The organism is Firmicutes bacterium HGW-Firmicutes-1 (assembly GCA_002841625.1).
Classification (GTDB): Bacteria; Bacillota; Clostridia; order Lachnospirales; family Vallitaleaceae; genus HGW-1.
Genome location: PHAG01000009.1, coordinates 198,652 through 224,565 on the forward strand (window position 1 = coordinate 198,652; position 25,914 = coordinate 224,565).

The 25,914-nt window shown below is 32.8% G+C and carries 22 protein-coding genes; 19 read left to right on the forward strand and 3 right to left on the reverse strand.

Going from position 1 to position 25,914, the window contains the following annotated elements:
- The first annotated feature begins 840 nt into the window (after positions 1-840).
- From CVU84_11935 to CVU84_11945, 3 genes are all read left to right on the forward strand, one after another.
- Positions 841-1,923: a 3-phosphoserine/phosphohydroxythreonine aminotransferase gene (locus tag CVU84_11935; GenBank protein PKM94165.1), complete on the forward strand. Its 1,083-nt coding sequence runs from the start codon at positions 841-843 to the stop codon at positions 1,921-1,923.
- Between the two features lie 14 nt (positions 1,924-1,937).
- Positions 1,938-3,101, forward strand: coding sequence for a 3-phosphoglycerate dehydrogenase (locus tag CVU84_11940; protein ID PKM94166.1), 1,164 nt, complete (start codon positions 1,938-1,940; stop codon positions 3,099-3,101).
- 145 nt (positions 3,102-3,246) lie between these two features.
- The gene (locus CVU84_11945; protein PKM94167.1) at positions 3,247-4,491 is read left to right on the forward strand and encodes a DUF1015 domain-containing protein; all 1,245 of its coding nucleotides are present in this window, start codon (positions 3,247-3,249) and stop codon (positions 4,489-4,491) included.
- Positions 4,492-4,964: 473 nt separating this feature from the next.
- Here CVU84_11945 and CVU84_11950 read toward each other — a convergent pair whose 3' ends face one another.
- Positions 4,965-5,852, reverse strand: a complete 888-nt coding sequence (locus tag CVU84_11950; GenBank protein ID PKM94168.1) for a LysR family transcriptional regulator — start codon at positions 5,850-5,852, stop codon at positions 4,965-4,967.
- Positions 5,853-5,982: 130 nt separating this feature from the next.
- Here CVU84_11950 and CVU84_11955 point away from each other — a divergent pair, with 130 nt between their 5' ends.
- The 10 genes from CVU84_11955 (at position 5,983) to CVU84_12000 (ending at position 16,511) form a co-directional block, all read left to right on the forward strand.
- Positions 5,983-7,269 carry a 3-isopropylmalate dehydratase gene (locus CVU84_11955; protein ID PKM94169.1) on the forward strand — a complete coding sequence of 429 codons (1,287 nt, stop codon included), beginning with the start codon at positions 5,983-5,985 and terminating at the stop codon, positions 7,267-7,269.
- A 15-nt stretch (positions 7,270-7,284) separates the two neighbouring features.
- On the forward strand, positions 7,285-7,809 hold the full coding sequence (locus CVU84_11960) for a 3-isopropylmalate dehydratase small subunit (GenBank protein ID PKM94170.1): 525 nt from the start codon (positions 7,285-7,287) through the stop codon (positions 7,807-7,809).
- Positions 7,810-7,849: 40 nt separating this feature from the next.
- A complete protein-coding gene (locus CVU84_11965; GenBank protein PKM94171.1) occupies positions 7,850-8,677 on the forward strand; it encodes a hypothetical protein in 828 nt (275 codons plus the stop codon).
- Positions 8,678-8,918: 241 nt separating this feature from the next.
- The gene (locus tag CVU84_11970) at positions 8,919-10,484 is read left to right on the forward strand and encodes a hypothetical protein (GenBank protein ID PKM94172.1); all 1,566 of its coding nucleotides are present in this window, start codon (positions 8,919-8,921) and stop codon (positions 10,482-10,484) included.
- Positions 10,485-10,610: 126 nt separating this feature from the next.
- The gene (locus CVU84_11975) at positions 10,611-12,293 is read left to right on the forward strand and encodes a hypothetical protein (protein PKM94173.1); all 1,683 of its coding nucleotides are present in this window, start codon (positions 10,611-10,613) and stop codon (positions 12,291-12,293) included.
- 133 nt (positions 12,294-12,426) lie between these two features.
- On the forward strand, positions 12,427-13,086 hold the full coding sequence (locus CVU84_11980) for a hypothetical protein (protein ID PKM94174.1): 660 nt from the start codon (positions 12,427-12,429) through the stop codon (positions 13,084-13,086).
- Between the two features lie 881 nt (positions 13,087-13,967).
- Positions 13,968-14,525 carry a hypothetical protein gene (locus tag CVU84_11985; GenBank protein PKM94175.1) on the forward strand — a complete coding sequence of 186 codons (558 nt, stop codon included), beginning with the start codon at positions 13,968-13,970 and terminating at the stop codon, positions 14,523-14,525.
- Between the two features lie 284 nt (positions 14,526-14,809).
- Positions 14,810-15,904: a hypothetical protein gene (locus CVU84_11990; protein PKM94176.1), complete on the forward strand. Its 1,095-nt coding sequence runs from the start codon at positions 14,810-14,812 to the stop codon at positions 15,902-15,904.
- A gap of 107 nt (positions 15,905-16,011) precedes the next feature.
- On the forward strand, positions 16,012-16,260 hold the full coding sequence (locus CVU84_11995; protein ID PKM94177.1) for a type II toxin-antitoxin system prevent-host-death family antitoxin: 249 nt from the start codon (positions 16,012-16,014) through the stop codon (positions 16,258-16,260).
- Positions 16,242-16,511, forward strand: a complete 270-nt coding sequence (locus CVU84_12000) for a Txe/YoeB family addiction module toxin (protein PKM94178.1) — start codon at positions 16,242-16,244, stop codon at positions 16,509-16,511. Before CVU84_11995 ends, CVU84_12000 begins: the two co-directional genes overlap by 19 nt.
- Before the next feature lie 101 nt (positions 16,512-16,612).
- Here the strand turns inward: CVU84_12000 and feoB are convergent, their stop codons facing one another.
- Positions 16,613-18,556, reverse strand: coding sequence for a ferrous iron transport protein B (feoB, locus tag CVU84_12005; GenBank protein ID PKM94179.1), 1,944 nt, complete (start codon positions 18,554-18,556; stop codon positions 16,613-16,615).
- A gap of 53 nt (positions 18,557-18,609) precedes the next feature.
- Positions 18,610-18,840, reverse strand: a complete 231-nt coding sequence (locus CVU84_12010; protein PKM94180.1) for a ferrous iron transport protein A — start codon at positions 18,838-18,840, stop codon at positions 18,610-18,612.
- A 134-nt stretch (positions 18,841-18,974) separates the two neighbouring features.
- On the opposite strand from CVU84_12010, the gene CVU84_12015 reads away from it, so the two are divergent.
- The 6 genes from CVU84_12015 (at position 18,975) to nrdJ (ending at position 25,905) form a co-directional block, all read left to right on the forward strand.
- Entirely contained in the window at positions 18,975-19,442 is a 468-nt protein-coding gene (locus CVU84_12015; protein PKM94181.1) for a Fur family transcriptional regulator, read from the forward strand.
- A 137-nt stretch (positions 19,443-19,579) separates the two neighbouring features.
- The gene (gene hflK, locus CVU84_12020; protein PKM94182.1) at positions 19,580-20,617 is read left to right on the forward strand and encodes an FtsH protease activity modulator HflK; all 1,038 of its coding nucleotides are present in this window, start codon (positions 19,580-19,582) and stop codon (positions 20,615-20,617) included.
- A gap of 13 nt (positions 20,618-20,630) precedes the next feature.
- A complete protein-coding gene (locus CVU84_12025; GenBank protein PKM94183.1) occupies positions 20,631-21,551 on the forward strand; it encodes a hypothetical protein in 921 nt (306 codons plus the stop codon).
- A 148-nt stretch (positions 21,552-21,699) separates the two neighbouring features.
- Positions 21,700-22,401: a hypothetical protein gene (locus CVU84_12030; GenBank protein PKM94184.1), complete on the forward strand. Its 702-nt coding sequence runs from the start codon at positions 21,700-21,702 to the stop codon at positions 22,399-22,401.
- A gap of 366 nt (positions 22,402-22,767) precedes the next feature.
- The gene (locus CVU84_12035; protein PKM94185.1) at positions 22,768-23,421 is read left to right on the forward strand and encodes a hypothetical protein; all 654 of its coding nucleotides are present in this window, start codon (positions 22,768-22,770) and stop codon (positions 23,419-23,421) included.
- Positions 23,422-23,547: 126 nt separating this feature from the next.
- A complete protein-coding gene (gene nrdJ, locus CVU84_12040; GenBank protein ID PKM94186.1) occupies positions 23,548-25,905 on the forward strand; it encodes a ribonucleoside-triphosphate reductase, adenosylcobalamin-dependent in 2,358 nt (785 codons plus the stop codon).
- The last annotated feature ends 9 nt before the right edge of the window (positions 25,906-25,914 follow it).

Sequence of the window (25,914 nt, forward strand, 5' to 3'; positions counted from 1 at the left end):
GCGGTAGAACGAGTATTGAAGAAATACTCGACCTCCGCTTTGCTACGGTCACGTAACCCAATCACAAGCGCGGGCGCTTGTGGCATCAGCGGGGATAGCACCACTGATGCTGAAAGCAGTTGAAACTAAGGTTGAAGAAATACTCGACCTCCGCTTTGCTACGGTCTCGTAACCCAATCACAAGCGCGAGCGCTTGTGGCATCAGTGGGGATAGCACCACTGATGCTGAAAGCAGTTGAAACTAAGGTTGAAGAAATACTCGACCTCCGCTTTGCTACGGTCTCGTAACCCAATCACAAGCGCGGGCGCGCTTGTGGCATCAGTGGGGATAGCACCACTGATGCGCAGAAGTTTGTTACACAAACTTCTGCATTGGGTTAAAAGATTAACACTACTGTCTTGGTATGAAATACATATGTATTGTCCATGGAAGAATACCAAGACACTTTTTACATAATTTAGTTGACTTAATGAAATTTATATTATATATTATAAGTAATCATTTTTTGATTATTGCCTTACTTATAGGCATTTGTCTTAGGTTTTTCACACAATTGTGTGATAAATGACTTAAATGATTCACTCGATTGGTTCGGAAGACATTTTTGATTCGAATTCCAATTGAGGCATTTTTATTTTTACTTAGATTGTTAATTAATTATCTTATTAATAAGCTGAGTTTTTTGTGAAAAATGGCTCTTTACTAAAGCAATATATTATAGTGAAGAAGCATTTTCAAAGAAGTTTATGAAACTATAGAAAAGTGCAATATCATGAGTGCAATTTGTCATTCATCATATGCAATAATCTGAATAAAACATTTATAGGAGTGATACGAATATGGAAAGAGTGTATAACTTTTCTGCAGGACCATCTATGTTACCTGTTGAAGTCTTAGAGCAAGCAGCGAAAGAAATGGTATGTTACAAGGATTCTGGTATGTCAGTTATGGAAATGAGCCATAGATCTGCTGTCTATGAAGACATTATACATAGAGCAGAAGCTTCTTTAAGAGAAGTCATGAACATCCCGAGCAATTATAAAGTGCTATTTTTGCAAGGTGGCGCCTCATCACAATTTGCTATGGTACCACTCAATTTAATGAATGGTTCAAAAAAAGCAGATTATCTTCTTACTGGAGAATGGGCAAAAAAAGCAATTGCAGAAGCAAAACGTTACGGAGAAGTAAATGTAATTGCATCTTCTGAAGACAAAGTGTTTTCTTATATTCCTGAATATAACAAAGCAGATTTTACGAAGGATGCAGATTATTTTCATATAACATCCAACAATACAATTTTTGGGACAAGATTCACTGAGTTACCTGATGTTGGGGATGTGCCATTGGTTGCAGATATGTCTTCTAACATTTTATCTGAAGTAATAGATGTGAGTAAATATGGTATTATTTATGCCGGAGCTCAAAAGAATATGGGACCTGCTGGACTTACAGTAGTTATCATAAGAGAAGATTTAATTGGCAAGGAAATGGATATTACACCAACAATGTTTAAATACAGTACACATTCAAAAAATGAATCTATGTTCAATACACCACCAACATATGCAGTTTACATTGCTGGTTTGGTATTTGATTGGATCAAGGCTCAAGGTGGTTTATCTGTAGTTGAAAAACTAAATATTGAGAAAGCGAATCTTTTATATAACTTCTTAGATGCAAGTGAATTATTTAAAGGAACTGTTGAGAAAAAGGATCGTTCACTTATGAACATTTGTTTCGTTTTACCTACTGGTGAATTAGATTCAAAATTCATTAAAGAAGCAGAAAAACTAGGCTTTGTTAATCTGAAAGGTCATAGATCTGTAGGTGGTATGAGAGCAAGTATATATAACGCTATGCCAAAAGAGGGCGTTCAAAAGCTTGTAGATTTTATGAAAAAATTTGAAGCCGAAAACAAATAGAGTGGAGGATTATGATGTTTAAAATTAAAACCTTAGATAAAATTGATGAAAATGGCTTACGCTTGTTGAATGATGATTATACAATTGTTAATGACGACAATGCAGATGCTATTTTACTTAGAAGCTATAAAATGCATGACATGGAACTTCCAGAAAGCTTAAAGGCTGTTGGTAGAGCTGGTGCAGGTGTGAATAACATACCACTTGAAAAATGTGCAGAAAAAGGAATCGTAGTATTTAATACACCTGGAGCAAATGCAAATGGTGTTAAAGAATTAGTACTTGCAGGATTGTTTATTGCTTCAAGAGATGTAGCAGGAGCAATTGACTGGGGTAAGTCCTTAAAAGAACAAGGTGATAAAGTACCTAAGCTAGTTGAAGAAGGAAAATCAAACTTTGCAGGTCCAGAAATTCTAGGTAAGACATTAGGTGTTATTGGACTTGGAGCGATTGGTGTATTAGTAGCAAACGCAGCATGTTCACTTGGAATGGAAGTATTAGGTTATGACCCATTTATTTCTGTAGATTCAGCATGGGGCCTTAGTAGTTTAGTTCAAAAGGCTACATCCTTAGAAGATTTATATTCAAAATGTGATTACATTACAGTTCATGTTCCACTTATGAAGGAAACTGAAGGTATGATTGGAACTGCTAGTATCAAGAATATGAAGGATGGAGTTAGAATCCTAAACTTTTCTAGAGCTGAGCTTGTAAATGATGATGAAATTAAGCTTGAATTAGAGTCAGGAAAGGTAGCAAAATATGTAACAGACTTTCCTAATTCGAAAACCTTCAATATGCCAAATACGATTTGTATTCCTCATCTTGGAGCATCAACTCCAGAATCAGAAATCAATTGTGCAATCATGGCAGTGAACCAAATTAGAGAATACTTAGAAAATGGTAACATTATAAATTCAGTAAACTATCCAGAATGTAATATTGGAGGATGCTCAACAGTAGGTAGAGTAGCCATTAATCATAGAAATATACCGAACATGGTTAGTCAAATAACGAGTATCGTAGCTGGTGAAAATGTTAACATCGGTGATATGATTAACAAAAGTAAAAAAGAATGGGCATATACAGTCCTTGATGTTGAAGATGCGATCACTGATAAGATCGTGAAAGCATTAGAAGCCATCAATGGTGTTGTAAAGGTTAGAGTTATTAAATAATATATTGAGAATCAAGGATACCGATTGGTACTTGACTTCTCAGGTAATGAGAGTCAAGGATACCGATAGGTATTTGGCTTCTCAAAGGGGGAGTCAGGGATAATAAGTCCTTGACTCCCATGTTTATAAAATTAGGAGGAAGAATATGTCTACTATTAAACCTTTTAAAGGGGTAAGACCAAGAGTTGATTTAGTTAATGAAATAGCTGCGCTACCTTATGATGTATATAGCTCAAAGGAAGCAAGAGTTGTGATAAAAGATAAGCCGATTTCATTTTTGAAAATAGATAGAGCAGAAACATTTTTCTCGGAAGATGTTGACCCTTACAGTACCAAAGTTTATGAAAAAGCTAGAGATACGATGTATAATATGATAGGTGAGTATAAATTAATTCAAGATCAAAAAGAGTGTTTATATATTTACCAATTAACAATGGATGGACGCACGCAAACTGGAATTGTAGCATGTACTTCGATTGACGAATACATAAATAACACAATTAAAAAACACGAATTAACTAGAGCTGAAAAAGAAGCAGACCGTATTAATCACGTAGATTATTGTGATGCAAATACAGGCCCGATTTTCTTAACCTATAAAGCCAAAGAAAGTATTAACACGGCGGTAAGTAATTGGATTGCTAACCATAAAACAGAATATGATTTTGTTGCAGATGATAGTATTAGACATGCCGTTTGGGTTCTTGATGATACTGAAATAATTCACCAATTACAAGAGGGCTTCAAGATGGTTGATAGTCTTTATATTGCAGATGGACATCATAGAGCAGCATCAGCCGTTAAAGTAGGTCTAAAGAGAAGAGAAGCAAATCCAAACGATGATGGTACTGATGAATTTAATTATTTTCTATCTGTTATATTTCCAGACGAGCAATTAAAGATTATGGATTATAATCGAGTTGTTAAAGACTTAGGTGGACTTACTCCAGAAGCATTTATGCTTGAAGTAGAGAAGAACTTCGATATATTAGAAACTAGCAAGGAACAGATCAGGCCAATAAAAAAATGTACATTTGGTATGTACTTAGAAGACACATGGTATTTACTCAAAACAAAAGAGGGAAGTTACAATTCAGCGGATCCAGTACTGAGCCTCGATGTATCAATCTTACAGCTTAATCTACTTGCTCCAATACTTGGAATAGGAGATCCTAGAACAGATAATAGGATTGACTTCGTAGGTGGAATTAGAGGACTAGGTGAGCTTGAAAGACGTGTAAAAGAGGATATGACGGTTGCATTTGCACTAGTGCCAACATCTATTGAGGAACTTATGAACATAGCCGATGTCGACGAGTTAATGCCTCCAAAGTCAACATGGTTCGAACCAAAGCTAAGAAGCGGGTTATTTATTCATCTGTTGAAGTAAAGGGGACAGGCACCTTTCTCTTATTTTGAGTTATTAAAAATTTTTCCAGGAACCTCTTATTGAGTGCACTTGTATTAATAGGAGGTTCTTTTATACCTATTAACAGATCTTTCCATATCTAAATTCAGTGGTGGCTACAATTTGAATTTAATTTCTGCTATGTTCCAGGAACCTCGTATTGTGAGTTTTATATCAATGAGTTATTAGGGGGACATTTCATATTAACCTCAAACAATAACCCCATCGCGAATGTAAATTAGTGGAGGGTTTTTGCTTTTAAGTTGATTAATAAACCGGCTAAAGTGTATTTTACCTTAACCAGTTTATTATCTTTAACTTTTCAGTTTCACTCGATTATCATTTGCTGACTCACACAATCATTAATCCATGCATTTGTCCTTGCAAAACAGTCTATTAAATGAAAATCCAAATAAGAACTGTAGCTCTTTGAGTTTCAGAGAAAAATTTCAGGGTCAAAAGCTGTCTATATTTTGTTTTTCTAAAAATTCTACAAATGTCTTAGCGGCTATTGATAAAGGAACATGCGCTTTATGCACGATACCAATTTCTCTGGAAATAGGAGTAGGAGTAATAGGAATTTCGTATAATGTACTAGAAGATAATTCTTCTTGTACAAATTCTCGGATTACACAGGCTGTTCCGATACCGATTTTTGCTAGTTCAACAAGAAAGTCCATACTTCCGATTTCAATTTCAGGCTTTAATTCAAGACCATTTCTTTTTAGAAAATCATCTATGTAGATTCGTGTTTGATTTCCTTTATCCAGTAGCATCAGTGGATGATCTGCAAGTACTTCCAAGGGGTATTGTTCTTGTAAACAGGGGTTTTTGGTGACAAATATGTCATGAACGGTCATTAATCCGATATAATTGTAGTTTGGCTTATTCTTTGGAATACTTATGATTCCAAAATCAATGCTACATTCATCTAATAGTTCATAAGTATTTGGAGAAGACTGATTCATGATTTGAATGGAAATATTTGGGTATGCTTGATGAAATTTCTCTAAATGAGGAAAGAAAAAATATTTGCACAAAGTATTACTTATTCCAATTTTCACAACGCCTTCTTCCTTATTATTAATTCTTTCAATCATTTTTTCACCACTAATAAGGTAATTAAATGCTTTTTGGACATACTCAAATAAAAGTTCGCCTTCACTTGTAAGTGTTACACCTTTTTGGCTTCTAACAAATAAGGTGCAATTCGTTAACTCTTCAAGTTTTTTTATTGACTTACTAACGGCTGGCTGACTTGTAAAAAGTTGATTTGCTGCATGTGTAATATTTTTGTAAGTAGCTACATAATAAAAGACTTTATAAAGATCGGTGTGTAACATATCATAACCTCCAGGAATGGAAAACATAATAAACATGTACTTTTCATATTAACACTTTTAGTATACAATAGATATATAAAATGAATATATCATAACTTTAATAAGCAATCAAATTGTAAGGAGAAAAATAATGGGTAAAACATTAGCTGAGAAAATTTTTGATACTCACAGAGTTAACATGCCGTTTCCAGATACGCATGTTTTAAAACTAGACAGGGTATTCTGTCATGAAATCACCACGCCAATTGCTATCACAGATCTTATGGCAAGAGGAATGGATAGGGTTTTTGATCCTACAAAAATAAAAGCAGTCATTGATCATGTAACACCAGCAAAAGACTCTAAAACCGCCGAACAGGGCAAGATACTACGCGATTGGGCTAAAAGACATGATATAAAAGATTTCTTCGATATTGGAAGAAATGGTGTTTGTCATGTTATATTTCCAGAAAAAGGATTTGTTCGCCCAGGTTACACGATTATTATGGGAGACTCTCACACATGTACACATGGTGCATTTGGAGCTTTTGCTGCAGGAGTAGGAAGTACCGACCTTGAAGTAGGAATATTGAAAGGGGTATGTGCATTCCACTTCCCTAAAACAATAAAAATTGTACTTAATGGTAGCTTAAAGCCAGGTGTTTATGCAAAGGACTTGGTGCTTTTTATTATTAAAGAACTCACTGTAAATGGTGCAACCAATATGGTTATTGAATTTACAGGACCGGTTGTGGATGCTATGTCCATGGAATCCCGTATGACGTTGTGTAATATGGCAATTGAAGCCGGAGGTACTTCTGGTGTTTGCTATCCTGATATGACGACTGTTGAATACTTATGGGAATTTATTAAAGAAGAATTTAATTCAAAAGAAGAAGCTTTGAAAGAGTATTCAAAATGGGTTTCGGATGCGGATGCTTCCTATGAAAAAATATGCGAATATGATGTTTCTAATTTAGAACCAATGGTTACTTTTGGATTTAAACCGGACCAAGTAAAATCTGTTGAAGAAATGGCTGGTACGAAGGTAGATCAGATTTATATTGGAAGTTGTACGAATGGAAGAATAGAAGATTTGAGAATAGCTGCAAATATCCTTAAGGGTAAAAAAATTAGTGATCATGTTCGTGCGATCGTGAGCCCTGCGACGCCTGCTATTTATACCATGGCCTTAAAGGAAGGAATTATTGAGATTTTCCAAGACGCAGGTTTTTGCGTTACAAATCCAACCTGTGGAGCGTGCCTTGGTATGAGTAACGGAGTTCTAGCAGAAGGTGAAGCCTGTGCTTCGACAACGAACCGTAATTTTAATGGTAGAATGGGAAAAGGTGGTACGGTTCATCTAATGAGTCCTGCAACTGCTGCAGCTACAGCAATTGAAGGGAAAATAACAAATTCTGAAATTTATAATGCGTAGTACTGGAGGGAAAAAATGAAAAATTTTAGCGGAAAAGTTTTATTTTTAGATAGAAGTGATATCAATACCGATGAAATCATACCGGCAAAATATCTTACTGAAATTACTAAAGAGGCATTAAAACCTAATTTATTAGAAGATCTGTCTCTTCCAGGATTTAATAACAGTAAGGATATTCATGATAAAGTTGTTATTGTAACAAGAGAAAATTTTGGTTGCGGCTCATCTAGGGAACATGCTCCTTGGGCTTTGGAAGTGAATGGGATCAATGTTGTTTTAGCTGAAAACTTTGCAAGGATTTTTAGACAGAATATGTACAATTGCGGAATGTTCGCGATAGAATTGTCTAGAGATAAGATTGAGTATCTTTTTAGTAACTACTCAGGTAAAGATACATCAATAACGATTGATATTGACAGAGATAAAATTGTTGTATCATCAGCAGATCAATCAGAAGAGATTGATTTCAGTGTAGGCGAGTTTGATAAGACACTGGTTAAAGAAGGTGGATGGGTCGGTTATGCCGATAAACATTATTAATAAGTAATTCATAAAGGGAGAAAAATACTACGGTGAACTGTTGCAACAAAAAACAGTCACCGTAGATTTTTTATCCCATAAAAGAGTTACTAATCGAAACTATTCTGACCAATATCTAGTAGAAGACAATCATGTTCCAATAGTTTCAAGAGAAGTGTGGGATGCGGTTCAAAAGGAAAAAGAGAAAAGGGCTTTAGCTAAAAACAATGTTATCGGTGATCGAGGAAAGTATACAAGCAAATATCCTTTCAGTGGGAAAATTATATGTGGGGATTGTGGTGCAAAATTCAAGAGAAGGCAATGGAACAGCAAGAATACGAGCAAAAAAAATGTTTGGCAATGTACCACGTATATAAATGAGGGAAAAGATGCTTGTCATATGAAGGCTATCGATGAAAAAGTTCTTGAGCAAGCTTTCGTTGACTGGTTCAACGAATTATATAAGGATAGGGTTAAGGTGGTTGATACCATGAAGAAAAATATTGAAGATGTAATAAAGAATTTAAATATTGGAATTGATGCTGAAAAGCTTGAGGATGAAATCGAGAAAGTCAAGGATGATATAAAGCAGTTAGTTAATTTTAGAATGACTGGCGATATTGATATTGAGGTTTATCAAGAAGAAAATAAGAGGTTAAACGCGGTATTGAATAATCTCAGAAGTCAAAGAGATGTTGTAAGTTTAGACGAAGATAGAAAAAATGAAATGAGAAGGCAAATTGAAGAGATTGAGCTTGTTCTTGGTATAAGGGACGGATTATTAACTGAGTTTGATGGTGAGTTATTTGGAGCTTTGGTTGAGAGGATTGAAATAGGGGAAGGAGGGGAGATTGGATTTGAATTACTTGAAATAATAAAACATACCTAAAGTGATTAAATAAAATATTTAAAAACCAACTTGTAAAATAAAGAGGCATAATGTATAATCGTGTAATATATATAGAGTAATTTCGAGGGCGAGAAAAAAGACATTAAGATTAGTTGAAATTTATAGTAAGTTTATGTTATTGAGAGAATATCCCTCGGTACAGACAAGATTTGTTTGTTAAATAATAGACGAACAGTTCTTGGCTTTGTATTCGAGGTATTTTTATATTTACAAGAGAAGGATGGATAAAATGGGGAAAATTTTAATTGTTGAAGATGAAGTATACATTCGCGAAGGGTTAGTGAAAATTGTTAAAAATATTGATGAGGAGCTTGAGGTTTATGTGACTGGAGCAGCCGCAGAGGCTTTAAGAATATCTGAGACTGAAAAAATAGATGTTTTTATATTAGACATACAGTTAGAAGATTACTCGGGCTTAATACTTGCAGAGCAAATAAGGAAAATGGATATATATAAATTAACACCAATTATATTTGTTACAGGAGATAATTGTAATGAGATTAAAGCATATAGAAATATTCATTGTTATACTTATATTTTTAAACCATTTAAAAAAGAAGTAGTAATTAAAGTATTTAAAGATGTTATTACCAATGGAATTATTGAAAAACAACCAGATTCAAAAATAATTATTAAGGAAAAAGGTTTTAACTATGTGATTTATCAAGAAGATATAATCTATGTTGAGGCTATGAATAATGACTTATTAATTAAAACATGTTATGAAGAATTTGATATTAAAAAATGTTCGTTATCAAAGCTTTCAAAGCAGCTTGATGATAAAAAATTTAAGCTGCTAAGTGAAATTGCAAATAAGTTTGAGTATCAGATTGATGAATCAAAAGTTGGAGAATTTATTGATTTTAGGCTTGTAGAAATCGATGCTGAAGGTAAAGAAACATTCTCCTACATATCAACACTTCAAAGAACAAATAATGGTTTTGAAAGAATGGTTAGAGATGATGATGGAGACAAAATTCCTAATGGTTATGAGATTTGGGATTTTGGTACTGATCCAATGGTAGATGATACAGATAAGGATGGAATACCGGATGGGTATGAAATTTTAACATTGGGTACAGATCCATTAATTTTTAATAATCCAAAAGAAGATTTAGATAATGATGGGATAACTAATATTGATGAATATAAAAATGGTACCGATCCAAGATCTAAAGATAGTGATTTTGATGGACTCTCAGATTATGATGAACTAGTTAAGTATAATTCGAATCCAAATAAATCAGATAGTGATAAAGATGGAATCAATGACTTTGATGAATTTAGTAATAAAAAGAAAAAAACATATTATGGATTTGAAGAGGTTGAAGGTTTTTATGATATAACTATTGTACATACAGGTGATCCAGCAATTTTAGAATACACATATAATTATCTTACCAATACTGTAGGTTATGTAAGATATGCAAATAATCTTATTATAAACTACCTATATGACACAAATAATAATCCAATTGCAATAATTTCTAATGAGAATAATAATATTAATGTCATTAATTATAGCTATGAAGATGGAAAAGTAGATTCTGTTAATACCAATGGAAATAGTTATTTCATAGATTATGATTCTAAAGGAAAAGTGAAAAAAATAAACATTGGCAATCAAGAACTAGTTGATTATTCTTATGATGGGGATATGCTTAAGAAGATTAATCATGGGAATGGATCAAGCTTAGATTATGAATTCAATGGAAACAATAAGATTACTTCAATATCAGAAAATGGTAAAGTAAAGACAACATGGGAATATGATGAAGATGACTAAGTAACTAAACAGATTGATAAAGATGTTGTTTATGACTATACCTATGATGAAAATGGAGAAGTAGTAGCAATTACAACAAATACTGGTTTAGAAATTAAAACAGAAAATAGGGAAGATGGTTATACATTGGATTACACCATTAATGGTGAAACAATATCTCAATATGTTGACATAGATCCTGTTAGCGGTAATAGGAAATTAGTCATGTCAAATGGAATCTGTGTCGATACGATTAAAACAGATAAAGAGATTAATAGTTCGATAAAGTATAATAATAAAGAGATAATATCTCAAACATATAAAATCGAAAATGATCATATCGCTAATGTATCACACAATAATAATGATATTAGTTATAACTATGATGTTATGGGAAATATGACTAATTTAATTGAAAATGGTATAGAAATGGAACATTATGAATATGATTTGAAGGGACAACTAGTAAGAGTTGATAGCAGATATACTAATACAACTGTTTTGCATGAGTATGATAAGGGCGGAAATATACTTAAAAAAGTTGAATATAAATACACAAATAGTACTCCCACAGACGTTATAAACGAAGATATATTTGAATATAATGATGAAAATTGGAAAGATAAATTAACATCGTATAATGGGGAAACATTCACATACGATCAAAACGGAAATGTACTGAATTACAAGGAAGGATTTTCTTTTGAGTGGGATAATGGTAAGATGCTCTCACAAGCGGTTAATAGTGAATACAATATTATGTATAACTATAATAGCAATGGGCTTCGTACTGAAAAAGAAATTAATGGTAATAAAACTATATACTATTATGATGGCAATAAAATAATTAAAGAATCAAATGATGAGTACGAAATATTATATATGTATGATTCGGCAGGAAATATTATAGGTATGAATTATGAAAATAATATATACTTTTTTGAAAAGAATGTACAAAATGATATTATTGGTATTTATAATCAATCAGGTAAAAAAGTTGTTTCATATATATATGATAGTTGGGGTAAATTGGTGAAGATGGATGGAGAGATGGCTTCTACAATTGGAGAAATTAATCCATTTAGATATAGAGGATACTATTATGATAGTGAAACGGGATTATATTATTTGCAAAGTAGGTATTATGATCCTGAAATTTGCAGATTTATTAGTTCAGATACTGTATTTGATTTAGGGTGTGGATTGTCAAGTTATAATATTTTCCAATATTGCGGTAACAACCCCATAAATAAAGTGGATCCTACAGGGCAATGGGTTGTTAGCGTGGGAGTAGAGTTTAAAGCTGCATGTGTATTTGGTTTATTTATGAGCTTACAAGTTAGTATGGATCAAAGTTTAAATGGAAATCTAACTTATACAGTAGGCCCCGTTGTAATGATTAATGCTAGTATAAGTTTTGCTGGATTTGTATGTTTTTATCCATCTTTCACCCAAGTTAGTCAAGTTCTTGGTTGGGCTTTTTCTACTGGAGTATCATGGGCTGTAGGAGCGTATGGTGGCGTTAGCTTTGGGTTCAATATTGCGGCTAATAATATTTACTCAAGCTATTGTGTAAGTTTAGGAGTTGGTACCTCGCTTGCGCCGATACCAACAATCTATGTACAGGCAGGTCAGACAAAGCTACTTAAGACTTTTAATGTATTATCTTTACTAAATAGCCTTGGACTCGGTCAGAGTTTGTCATATAACAATCAAGGTACAGTACTATATATAAAAAAATCCGGATCTAATTATATAGATATATATAATAATAAGTTTGATAAGAAGATTAGAATCTATAACTCCAAAGATATTAAAGTAACAAGTTAATCAAATGGAAACAATCTACTATTTGAGGTTTAGATAATATAAAACCTTATATGTTATCTATAGTTTGTATATAACTAATATCGACTTCTAATATAGTATTGAATAATTTATATCGTTTTTATGGAGGAGGATTATGAAAAAAGCTTTATTTATAACAACTAATATTATAGCAATAGCTTTAATTATTTTTGGAGGTATTGGATATTTAAGTAATTTAATACAGGCAATTAATTATGATAATATAGGTCATAATAAGTATTATGAACAAAAGCCTTTGAATGATCAACAAGGGTTTGCCGTTGATAGTAGTGGTAATATTTATATGGGAACTATGGAATTTTCTGGGATCCAAGTATATGATGGAAATGGCAAGTTTTTGTATGGCATGTCCTTTCCTACTGGATGGGGAGGATATTTTGATTATTTTATAGATGATAAGGAATTACTGCACGTGCTATTACACAGATCATTACAAGAGTATACAATATTTAATGGAGAAGTTGTTGGGAAAACTGATAATATTAATCTTGAGGAAAGAACGGGTATATTTGAATCAAAAAAATCTAATTCTATTTCTAGACCAAATGGACTAACATATATCAAAAGTTCAAGAAAAACAATAGATATAATTGAGAATTCGGAATTTATTAAACAAGTAAAATTAGATACACCGATTTGGCCACTTTCAGTCACCACTTTTTTTATGATTAATGCGTTTGGGTTTTTAATGTTAGCACTCCTCCATAGAAGGCTATTCAAACTTAAAGGATATAAAAAGATGAATGGAAAGTGAAAGCAATAATATTAGAGATTATTAGTAATGATTGTTAAAAGTGAGTTGAATAATTTAGTTTAGTTCAATCTACCCCCTCTTTGATAAAAGGAGGGGGTTTAGTTGTAAGCTATTACTATGCTTTGAATAACAAAAAAGAACTGATACTATTAAACATGGGGAGGAGTGTTATTACTCCAGCCAACCACTGATTACTATTATTAACAATTTAGTATTAGAAAAACAAAGAGTCTCTTTTGTAGGGGCTTAGCTTTTGGAAAATGCAGTTATTCTATCTTTCTGTTAGAAACACATCTAGTCATATAAAACTTAACCTATTATCTATACTCTAGGTATGGACAAGTAACTATAAGAATTATAGCACTATTGCTGTCTCCACCCACCCTGTCATTGGAAACATATTGTATTTTTTTGACTCTCTGCATCAATGCATAAATATCAAAAAATATTAGAATCAAATATTTCGTTGAATATAATTAACGCAAAATCGACAACACATGAAAATATATCACAACTATAAGTTCAGATAATAAACAATGTATAAAAAACACCTCGTTCAAAAAGAAATAGTGAACAGTCACTTTTCTCTTATCCTGTGTTAAGAAAATTCCTCCACGAACCTCTTATTGAGAGTACTAAGATCAATTGGAGGTTTTTCATTGCCTTAGTTATAGAGCTTTCCATATTTCAACCCGTGTGATGACCATAATTTGAATTTAATTTCTACTATGTTTTTAAAGTGAAAAAATGTATAATGAAAAAGAATATGAAAAAATGATAGTATTTATATATATAATTATTTGTACCAAGTACAGGATTAGAGATAAACAAGTAAGCTTGAAATAATAGTAGACATCAATATAATGAATGGGGAAGGATTGATGAAAATGAAACAGGATAAAAATGAAAGATTAGTGCTTAGAGTAACACCAGGTCTTAAACAAAGCATCGAAGAGCTGGCACAAAAGCAAAACATGAGTGTATCTGAGCTTATAAGAAAAGTGTTAGAAGATGTTGTGTGTAAAAAACAGAAAGAAATCGAACAATGTGTTTTAATGATTAATACGATTGCAGAGCATATCAATCATTTGTTGGAGCAAATGGTTTTTGTTGGTAATCCAAAGGATATCAGTAGGATTACAAAGGAAGTGAGGGATTATAGGAAGATATCCTATTCACATCAATCAAAAGCGATTGAAATAATAATGGAAGAGAAAGCTTTGAAGGATACTAAAATACAATCACTTAAAAGTATTTTGGACAATGATTCTAAAATACTCAGTGATTATCTTGAAAAGTCAGGTGACGATCTTAAGAGTTTAAAAGATTATGGAATTATTCAAGATCGAACTGATATTCTAGAAGAGCAATTATGGAATTCTACTTACAAACTTTACAAGTATTTATGCGGCAAATATTTCACCACACAAAATTTATAATAAGCAACACAAGCTTCGATGTTGGGTCAAAGTAGAGAAAATTATCATAAATATAATCGAGAGATTGGCATTCAAACAGAAAGAAAACAATGCTAATCTTCTTTTTTTACATAAACACTGTCATACGAATGTATGACTATTGATATAACAAAAAAACCGTGATATAATCAAGATACTTTAACTTGATTCATACAGATGAAATGAACTTTGAAAATTCTATATGATTATACAATGAAATCCAATAGTAAGATTGACATTACCATTTATAAAAGGAGAAATAGAAAATGAAAAAAAGCATAAAGGATATAATGATTATTACTATGGTCCTAATCCTAGTATTTACTTCGGGATGCAATAAAACAAGCATAGGTACTCAAGTGGAAAAGAAGATTATTGCTTTAAATAAACCAGAAAAAGAGGGCGTTTTCGTAGAAAAAATAGATGAATTATATGTTGTTAGATACAATCAAGATTATTCTATGAAAGAGTTTTTAGAAAAAGGAGTAAGCTCAGACGAAGAGTTAATTGCATTTTTTGAAGAACAGGGGTTAAATCCTTATAAAAATATGTTAGATGTAATGAGAAGACCCTTTTCTGTTTTCTGTTCCACTTATTCTGCAATAAATGCTGAGGGAGATTATATATTTGCAAGAAATTTGGAATCGGGTTCAGATAGTGTTCCTATTTTATTGTATACAACACCAAGTGATGGATATGCCTCTGTTTCCATGGTCAATGGTTTATATTTCGGGTATCAAAATACATCTACCAGTACAGACGAGAAGCCTATGCTTAGCGTACCATATTCACCATTTGATGGTATGAATGAATGGGGACTTACAGTTGCAAGTAATACAACAGAAGCTTTTGTTAATAGTAATCCAGATAAAACAACAATTAGTTCTTATGGAGCGATGAGACTCATGCTAGACTCTGCAAAGAATGTTGAGGAAGCTATTTCCATATTTGAAAAATACAATATATATTTTCAAGCAGAAGCAGCAATTAAATTTATAATATCGGATGCATCTGGTAAATCTGTGTTAATAGAGTATGTGGGAGACGAGTTTATCATAATAGAAAACAGTAATCCTTGGCAAGTTGCTACAAATTTTAGGGTGAGTGCATTTGAGAATGAAGAAGAGCCAGCCCGAAAAAGAGTATGTAAGAGATATACACAATTGTTTGAAACGTTAGAAGAGACGAATGGAATCATATCAGATGATGAAGCAATGAAGTTGCTAAAAAGTGTTGCACAAACTTTTGCTTCGTGGTCTGCCATTTATAATAAATCAACAGGAGAAATCGCGGTAGCTACAAAAACAAATCATAAATATAACGATGTGAAATATTTTAAACTTGAGATGAAAAAGAATTAATTCTCATCATCTCAAGGAACATGGAGATCAATAAATCCGCAAACTCTTGACGTACGACATATGGTACGATATAATTTATTTATAATTATTATTAGGATGTGAAAATAATGGAAAACATTTCTGTTTCAAATGCAAGAAAAGAAATATATAAGCTGATTGATAAGGTCAATGAGGAGCATGTAGAATATATGATTTCTGGGAAGCGAAATAATGCTGTTTTGGTAAGTGAAGAGGATTGGAAATCGATACAAGAAACCTTATATATGTATGAAACTGGTAATGCCAAGGATATTCTTGAGGGCATGAAAATACCATTGGAAGATTGTGAGGAATTAGATTGGAAACATATAAAATAGTTTTCACGCCAAGAGGTAAAAAGGATTTAAAAATAATTATCAATTCTGAATATAAAGAAAAAGCATTTGATTTATTAGAGTATATATCTAAAAGACCATATGGAAAACCACCTGAGTATAAGGTTTTAAAAGGGGATATGGAGGGTGTTGTATCTCGAAGAATCAGTAGGCAGCATCGATTGGTTTATCAGGTTTTTGATGAAGATAAGATAATTAAAATATTGATGATGTGGACACATTACCATAAATGAGTCGTTTGGAGTATTTCTTTGTAAAATTAAAATACAACGATAAGTCCAAGTAACAAATAACGTATAAAAACCACCTCATTCAAGAGGTGGTAGAGGATTTGCTATAGTAATTTATATATATTTGTAGTAATAAAGCATATGAAGAATGCTATCCCTGTTGGAATAAGCACAGAAACCAAGGTCCATTTTAGGCTGCCGGTTTCTTTTTTTATCGTCCATAGGGTGGTAGAACAAGGCCAATGGAGTAAACTAAATAGCATAGTATTTATTGCTGTCAAGTAAGTCCATCCATGGGACAATAATATTTCTTTAAGAGATGCTAAGCTTTCAAATTCAGTAAGGTTGCCGGTTGATAAATAAGACATCAGTAAAATTGGTAGTACTATTTCGTTAGCAGGTAAACCTAAAATGAAGGCTAAAAGTATAAAACCATCTAAACCTATGGAGGTTGCCAAGGGATTCAAGAAGTTTGCAGCATAGGTGAGTATACTATTATCTCCTATGAAAGTATTGCTGAGTATCCATATAATTGCTCCTGCGGGTGCAGCAATACAGATTGCTCTTATTAGAACAAAAAAGGTTCTATCTATAATAGAGGTATATAAAACTCTTCCAAATTGAGGCCTTCTATAAGGGGGGAGTTCTAAGGTGAAGGTTGAAGGAATACCTATTAAAAGGGTTTTTGATAATATATATGAAACTAGTAAGGTAATGGATATTCCAATTACAATGAGGAGTGTGATTGAAAAAGCAGGTATAAGAGTTTTAAGCATTGAACTAGTTGAAAAAACAAAAAATACCGAGGAAATAGTAATTAATGTAGGAAAGCGACCATTGCAGGGTACGAAGCTGTTGGTTAGAATTGCGATCATTCGTTCACGTGGTGACTCAATGATTCTACAACCGACTACTCCAGCAGCATTGCAACCAAAGCCCATACACATTGTTAGACATTGTTTACCATGAGCGCAAGCCTTTTTAAATAAATGGTCCATATTGAAAGCAACTCTTGGTAGGTAACCAAGGTCTTCAAGTAAGGTGAAAAGTGGGAAAAAAATTGCCATTGGTGGAAGCATCACAGCTACAACCCATGCTAATGTTCTATATAAACCGAGTATGAGTACCCCATGAATCCAACTAGGTGCATTTATACGCAAAAACCAAGTAGATAAAAGGTTCTCTACACCAAAAAGAAGCGTACCCAAAGCTCTTGAAGGAATATTTGCACCAATTACTGTAATCCAAATTATCGTTGCTAGTAGCAGTAGCATAATTGGTACTCCAAATTTCTTTGAGGTTATGAAGTTGTCAATCTTCTCATCTCTGTAATGGGTTTTTCCATTTTCAATAACATACTTCTGCTTAATTGCCTCAGCCATTTTATAATGCGCTTCAGTTATGTAATCCCTTCCATTTTCAGGGTTAAGGATTTCGTTTACATCAAAGGGCTTAATAAACAGCGATGATTTTTGGTTGTTGTGGTAATTATGGGAGATTACATCGTTAAGAATATTTTTAATTTCTTGAATTCCTATTCCGTTTGGGGCTGAGGTAAGTACAACAGGTATTCCCAATTCCTGCTCTATTCCAACAGAATCAATAAGAATCTTTTTCTTTTTGGCCTCGTCAATAAGATTAATGCATAATATAACATTTTCACTTATATTCATTATTTGAAATAATAAATTAAAATTTCTTTCAAGACAAGTTGCATCAGTAACTACGATGATCGCATCAGGAGCTTCATTGCAAATGAAATCTCTAGCAACTTCTTCCTCTACAGAAGAAGCAAAGAGGGAGTAAGTACCTGGTAGATCAACTAAAATATAATCCTTTCCACAGTGACTAAACTCTCCCATTGCATTTACTACAGTTTTACCAGGCCAATTACCCGTATGCTGATGAAGCCCTGTGAGGGCATTAAACACTGAGCTTTTACCAGTGTTAGGGTTGCCAGCTAAGGCAATTGTATATTTTGCACGATTAGATATTTTAGCTAAATCTTTAATACCATTCTTTTGCATTGAAGAATAGGTCATACCCATACTATTTAAACTCCTTATATTATTTCAATTTCATTATAGTAATAAAGTGATTCCTACAATAAAGAAACTGTAATCGTAGAGGCTTCTTCTTTTCTCAAGGCGATCATCGCTCCACGAATTTTATAAAGGGTCAGATTTTGTTTAGGACCTTTTCTAATTACCTGTATAGTAGCACCCTTTGTTACACCCAATGCTAATAATCTATCTCGCAATAAGCTATGAGCATTTAATCCATCTACAGTTGCACTCTTACCTATTTCAAGTTCATATAATTTTTTATTCATGATTTATGTTTTAACCTCATCTAACTATTACTCTATTAGTTTATGTAAAATACATTTGCTCGGCAACTTGTATATTAGAAATTTATTTTATTGCATAGTATTAAATAGATAGATTTTTAAAGGAATTAATTCAGATGAAGCAAGAAGAATTTTTCACCTTTCGGGAGTATATGAATAAGGAAAAAAATGAATTAAGTGCTTGTGAAGAGGATTATATTGAGATGATTTATAGATTATGTGGAGAACACCACGATTTCACTAGGGTGGTAGATCTTGCAGCAGCCTTAAATGTTAAGCCTCCTTCAGTCACTAAAATGATAAAAAAGCTAGGTGAAAGAGGGTACCTGAAGTATATTAAGTATGGTATTATTGAACTTGAAGATAGTGGGAGAAGAATAGGGAAGGATTTATTGTTTCGACATAATACTATAGAAGCATTTTTGAATTTGCTCAATATTAAGGAGGACATTTTAGAAGAAACGGAAAAGATTGAACACACCATTAATGCTGAAACCTTACTAGGAATTAGAAGGTTATTGTATTTTTTTGCACAGAACCCAAAAAGCAAGTCGGAGTATATTGATTTCATCTCAAAACAGTAAATTAAGGTCTTTAGCAGCTCTCAATTTTAGCAAAAACAGGTCCAAGGTATATAATGGCGATTGCTTTACATTTACATCTATTGTGGTATAATTAATTTTTAGATTACTATTACATATGAAGTTTGGAGGAGATAAGAATGAAGGATTCAAATAATAATCCAGAGGATAAAGTTATTGATATTGACAGCAAAAATATAGAAAAAAAGCTATTAAAGATAGTTCCAAGAATTGTTATCGGGCTATTCGTATTGGTAGTATTAATCAACAGCATTTATATCTTGGACAGTAAAGAAAATGGAGTAGTTTTAAGATTTGGTAAAATTGCTACAATAGTTACAGATGCAGGACCACATTTTAAAGTACCGTTAGTAGATCAAGTTAAGAAAGTAAATGTAAAAAATATTTATAATATGGAATATGGATATAGAACACAATCAGGTGGTAATGAGACAAGTGAAGCTGTTTATGTAGATCAACCTGAAGAAGCAACTGTTATTGTTGATGGAGCAAATAACAATGCTTCCATTGCTTTAATAGATGTTATTATAAAATATAAGGTTTCAAATCCAGAAGAATTTTTATTTAACGTGGATGATATTGAAGGAACACTTAGGTTGGCTTTAGAGGATACCATACGTACAAGTATGCAATCCTTGACCTTAGATCAGGCAAAGACTGAAAAAGAAAGTATTAATGCGGCTGTTAAGCCTTTATTACAGAGGAAAATGACAGAATATGGAGCTGGCATTCAAATCGAACAAGTGTTAACACAAAATGTACAATTTTTACCTAGTGTAGAAACCGCTTTTCAACAAAAGGAAAATGCCAACCAGTATAAAAATGGGAAGATTGAAGATGCAGAACGTTATGAAAATACGATCATTCCTAAAGCAAAAGGTGAAGCAACACAACTTGTGGAACAAGCAAATGCCTATGCTGCTCAAACAGTAGCAGAAGCCAACGCAGCTGTAGCACAATTTAATGCACTTTATACTGAATATAAAAATAATCCTCAAATATTGAAAGAAAAATACTATATTGAAGCAATGACAGCATTCTTTAAAAATAATACAATTATAGTAGATACTACACAAGACGGAGATCTTTATAAGTTTTACAATTTTTCAGATAACAACCTGGTAAAAGAACAAATTAGTTCTGCACCAAATAATTAAAGGAGGAGTTAACATGAAAAGAAGAATAATCATTTCTATTTTGGTTCTAGTTGCCTTAATTGGCTTTAGCTCTTCTATATATATTGTAAATGAAGATGAAGTGGCTACAATAAAATCTCTTGGAAGAATTGTTGCTGTAGTTACAGAAGCTAGAGATGCAGAGGCTGTTTCGAAAAATCTTAAAGCAAATGAAATGAACATCAGAATGATTCCAGAAAAAGGATTACACTTTAAAATACCATTTATACAAAGTGTAGATAAGTATACATCTAAATACTTAACCTATGTATCTAATCAAGAAATTATTAATACAAAGGATAGTAGAAGAATAGAAATTCAAATGTATGCTCAATATAGAATTATGGATCCGGTTATCTTTCAACTTGCACTAGGTTCTAGGGCTCAAGCAAATAAACAGATGGATGATTCCGTTTATCCTCTTGTAATTCAGTCTGTAAATAATTTGAATTTTGATGAATTCTTTGATCAAAATACACTACAAGATATTGTGACCTCTAGACAAAAGATAGCAAATGAAAGACTTTTGCTGGATTATGGGCTTTATGTTTCTGATATTGGAATTAACCGCAAAAAGTTCCCAGTAGCGAATGTTAAGAGTATAGAAGAAAAGATGACTCTTCAAATACAAAAAGAAAGTGAAAAATTAATAGCTGAAGGTGATTCCTATTATGTTCAAGAACAGGCTATTTCAGACAGAGATAAAGTAAAGACTGTTTCAGAAGCAGTTGAAAAAGCGGCGGTAATTAGGGCGAGTGCTGATGCAGAGGCTATTAAGATTTATCAAGAATCATTGAATAAGGATTTGGCTTTTTATGAATTTATTACACGTATGCAAATTTATAAAGAAATGAGCGGTAAGACGATTTTTATTGACAAAGATAACGCGATTTTTGAACTATTAAATGGTTATTGATAGAAGGTTGTGAAGAGTTGATGCATAATTGTTTGTAGTTGAAACAAATGATTAAGTACGGTATAATATAATAATTATTAAGCCTAGGGCTAGCTTAGCTAGCTTTAGGTTATTATTAAATCCATTTATATATAAAGGAGCTGATCGTATGGGAATTAACACATATAATCAATATGAATTAGATCAACAAGGTGAGTTTAATCATTTTTTATCAAAGGTATTTACTTGGATGTTTGTAGGTCTTAGTTTAACTGGGATTACAGCATTTTTAGTTGCAACGAATGAAAGTCTTATAAACGCAATTATCTTAAATCGTACTGTGTTCTTAGGTTTAATATTTGGTGAATTAGCGGTAGTTATGTTTTTATCTTTTAGGGTGCATAAACTATCTTTTGGTATGGCACTTGGAACCTTTTTGCTTTATTCTATAATGAATGGTCTTACATTGTCAGTTGTTTTATTAAGATATACAACAACATCTGTGGCATTGGTATTTGGTGGCTCGGCACTTATTTTTGGTGTTATGGCTATTTATGGGTTTGCTACAAAAACAGATTTAGAACCTTTTAGAGCACTCCTAATGATGGGTATATTTGGAATGATAATCATGTCTGTTATTAATATGTTTATGAGAAGTGCCGCTTTTGATCCAATTATTGGTTATTTAGGAGTTGCAGTATTTTCAGGACTAACAGCATATGATATTCAGAAACTAAAAAAATACCATAAACATAGTAGTAAAGAAAATCATGGTGATAGTAATATGGCCATCATAGGTGCATTGATGCTCTATCTTGATTTCATTAATATCTTTTTATCATTACTACGTATAACGGGAAATAGAAGATAGTTATATAGGGATAAGAAGCAGCTGATCTAACACTGAGGGGTTAGGTCAGTTTTTTATTTACTGGGAAACTTACATGACATGGCCTTCACCAAGTAAAATGAAATAATGTAAATGAAAGTTAGTAGCCATATGTCTTAGGTTTTATTTCGTGATTTTAACTCGACGCAGCCGATTTTATTATTTAACAAGAAATTTTTATAACTTGCTTACCACCAAGGAAAATGTAACGGAGCTGACGGTTATCTAACCATAGGCATTCATTCTATTACGTATGAAAGTTATGTATAAGTGATTGATGGATTTCGTTACCTAAGCTATAATATCAGTAAGTAGCTTATAAAAATCAAGGATTATAGGAGATGGACCATGACAAAAGTATTTGCGCCAGGATGTGCGTTAATGATTTACAAACCTGAACTCAGCAAGAGAATGTTTGATTTTTTAAATGTGGATTTAAACGGAATCGAAGAACATGTAATATGCTGTAGGCATGAACCACAATTAGACCATGGAACAGAGATTATCAATACTTGTGCAGGCTGTGACAGACGATTTAGGCAGCTATATGAAGGGATTACTACTATTTCTCTTTGGGAGATATTAGCTGATAGTAAGACCTTTCCTTTTCCTGATTACAAAGGAAAAGAGATGACCATTTTAGATGCCTGCCCAACGAGAGATCAAGAAAGAGTGCACACGGCTATCAGAGCTTTATTAAAAAGAATGAACATTCAATTGATTGAACCTAAAAACACAGGAACTAAGAGTACCTGTTGTGGAGATAGCTTTTACGGAATTCTCCCAGTGGATCAAGTAAAACAACAGATGAAAAAACGTGCAGGCGAAATGCCTGTTGACGATGTTGTAGTATATTGTGTATCTTGCTGTAAATCCATGCACATAGGCGGGAAAAAGCCCCGGTATATGATTGACCTATTATTTGATGAGGAAACAGTTGCTGATGTGTATGAACCAGATGAATGGCATGCACTTTTGAATCAATTTATCGAGGTGCACTAGCAGTATAAAACAAATTATTTTTTTTATTACATAAGATTGAGTTGACATTTTCTTCTTAAATTGATACAATATATAGTATGTTTGTGGTCGTGCAACTACTATATATTGTAAAAAGAGGTGTTACTAATGATAACGGTTTTAAAGAGAAATGGTACTGTAGGTGATTTTAATATAAAGAAAATATCTACAGCAATCCAGTTATCTATGGCTGAAACAAAGGATAACGTAGATGAACAATTAGCCAACGCGATTAGTGAGAAGATTAGCTTAGAGCTACAAAAATATCCGTGTCCAGTTTCAGTGGAAGATGTTCAAGATTTAGTAGAGAAATATCTTATGGAGTCACCAAGAAAGGATGCTGCAAAAAGGTATATTTTATATCGATATGAGAGAGATAAAACAAGAGATACAAGAACAAAAAGACTGGACGGAAGATTGTTAACAGAGGAATTCATAAGCAATTATAAGCACAAACCTAATCCAATGAAACAACTAGGAACTTTTGTTTATTATAGAACTTATTCCAGATGGTTACCTGAGGAAAAGAGAAGAGAATACTGGTGGGAAACGGTAAGAAGAGCTGTTGAGTACAATTGTAGTCTTGTTCCTACAACAAAAGAAGAAGCAGAAAAACTGTATGACAATATCTTTAATCTGCGTCAATTTTTATCTGGAAGAACATTTTGGGTAGGTGGAACGGATGTTACAACCCATTATCCTATGGCTAATTTTAATTGTGCCTTTACAGTAATTAATGATTTTGGAGTTTATAAAGATTTGTTTTATCTCCTAATGGTAGGAGCAGGAGTAGGCATAAGAATACTTAGAGATGACACAAAAAGACTTCCTAAAGTACGATCAAACTTTGAGATTATTCATGAAGACTACTCACCTATTGTAAAGCAAGGAAGAGAAGATAGTACAAGTCTTGAGTTTATGCATAACAACACTGTGAAAATTATTATTGGCGATAGCAAAGAAGGCTGGGTTCAATCTTTAGATTTTTATTTTAAAGTGTTATATAGTAATGAATATAGAAATATTAACACAGTGATCATAAATTATAATCATGTTCGACCAAAAGGTGAGAAACTAAAAACCTTTGGTGGTACTGCAAGTGGACATGCTAGCTTGAAAAATATGTTTATAAAAATAACAAAGGTAATTAAGAGACGTGGTGTTCTTGAGGATGAAGCCAACGTGAAGCTGAAACCAATTGATTGCTTAGATATAGCTAATATTATTGGCGAGAATGTAGTCGTAGGTGGAGTAAGAAGAACAGCAGAGATTGTATTGGTAGATCCGGATGATAAAGAATGCGTTGAGTCAAAAAGCAACTTATACAAACAAATCGATGGTCAATGGATTGTAGACCATGATATCATTCATAGACAAATGAGTAATAACTCCATTTATTATAGACAAAAACCTTCAAGAGATACTTTGCATTGGCAAATTGAACAAATGCGATATTCAGGTGAACCAGGTTGGGTAAATGAAGTTGCTGGGGCTAAAAGAAGACCAAATATGAATGGAGTGAATCCTTGTGGAGAAATACTTCTAAATGCAAATGGCTTGTGCAATCTTACTACAGTAAATGTATATGCTTTTGTTAAGGAAGATGGTACCTTGGATCATAATGGTTTAATGGAGGCTCAAAGATTATCTGCAAGAGCTGGTTATAGAATGACATGTGTTGAACTGGAAATTCCAGAATGGAATTATGTTCAAAATGAAGATAAATTGTTAGGTTGTTCTCTAACAGGATGGCAAGACATGGTAAACGCAGTGCAACTGACTAGAGAACAAGAAGCGAAGCTCTTGAAGAATTTAAGAGATGTTGCTCAAACCTCTGCAAATCATTATGCAAGCGAGATTGGAGAAAACAAACCACTATTGGTAACTACAGTTAAACCTGAGGGCACATTAAGTCAATTGCCAGTAGTATCTAGTGGAGTGCATTATTCTCATTCACCATATTATATTAGAAGAGTAAGAATTAATGCAGATGATCCAGTGGTTAAGGTTTGTGAGGAGCTTGGTTATCCTATTTTCCCAGAGGTAGGACAAGAAATGGAAACGTGCACAACAAAGGTAATAGAGTTTCCTATCAAAGCACCGCTTGGAACTACTAAATATGATGTTTCGGCAATAGATCAGCTAGAGAATTATAAGCTTTTTATGGAAAACTATGTAGATCATAACTGTTCGATTACAATACATGTTAGAGAAAATGAATGGGAAGAAGTGGAAGAGTGGGTATGGAAAAATTGGGATGATATCGTTGCGCTATCCTTTTTATCACTAGAGGATAACTTTTATCAACTATTGCCATATGAAGCTATTGATGAAGAAGAATTCAATAGACGTAGCAAAGAAATGAAACCTTTTATTACGAATCTGCTAACCAAGTATGAAAAGAAAGAAATAGAATTAGATGTTGGGAATGAAAGTTGTGAAAGTGGTGCATGTCCTATAAGATAAAATGATATA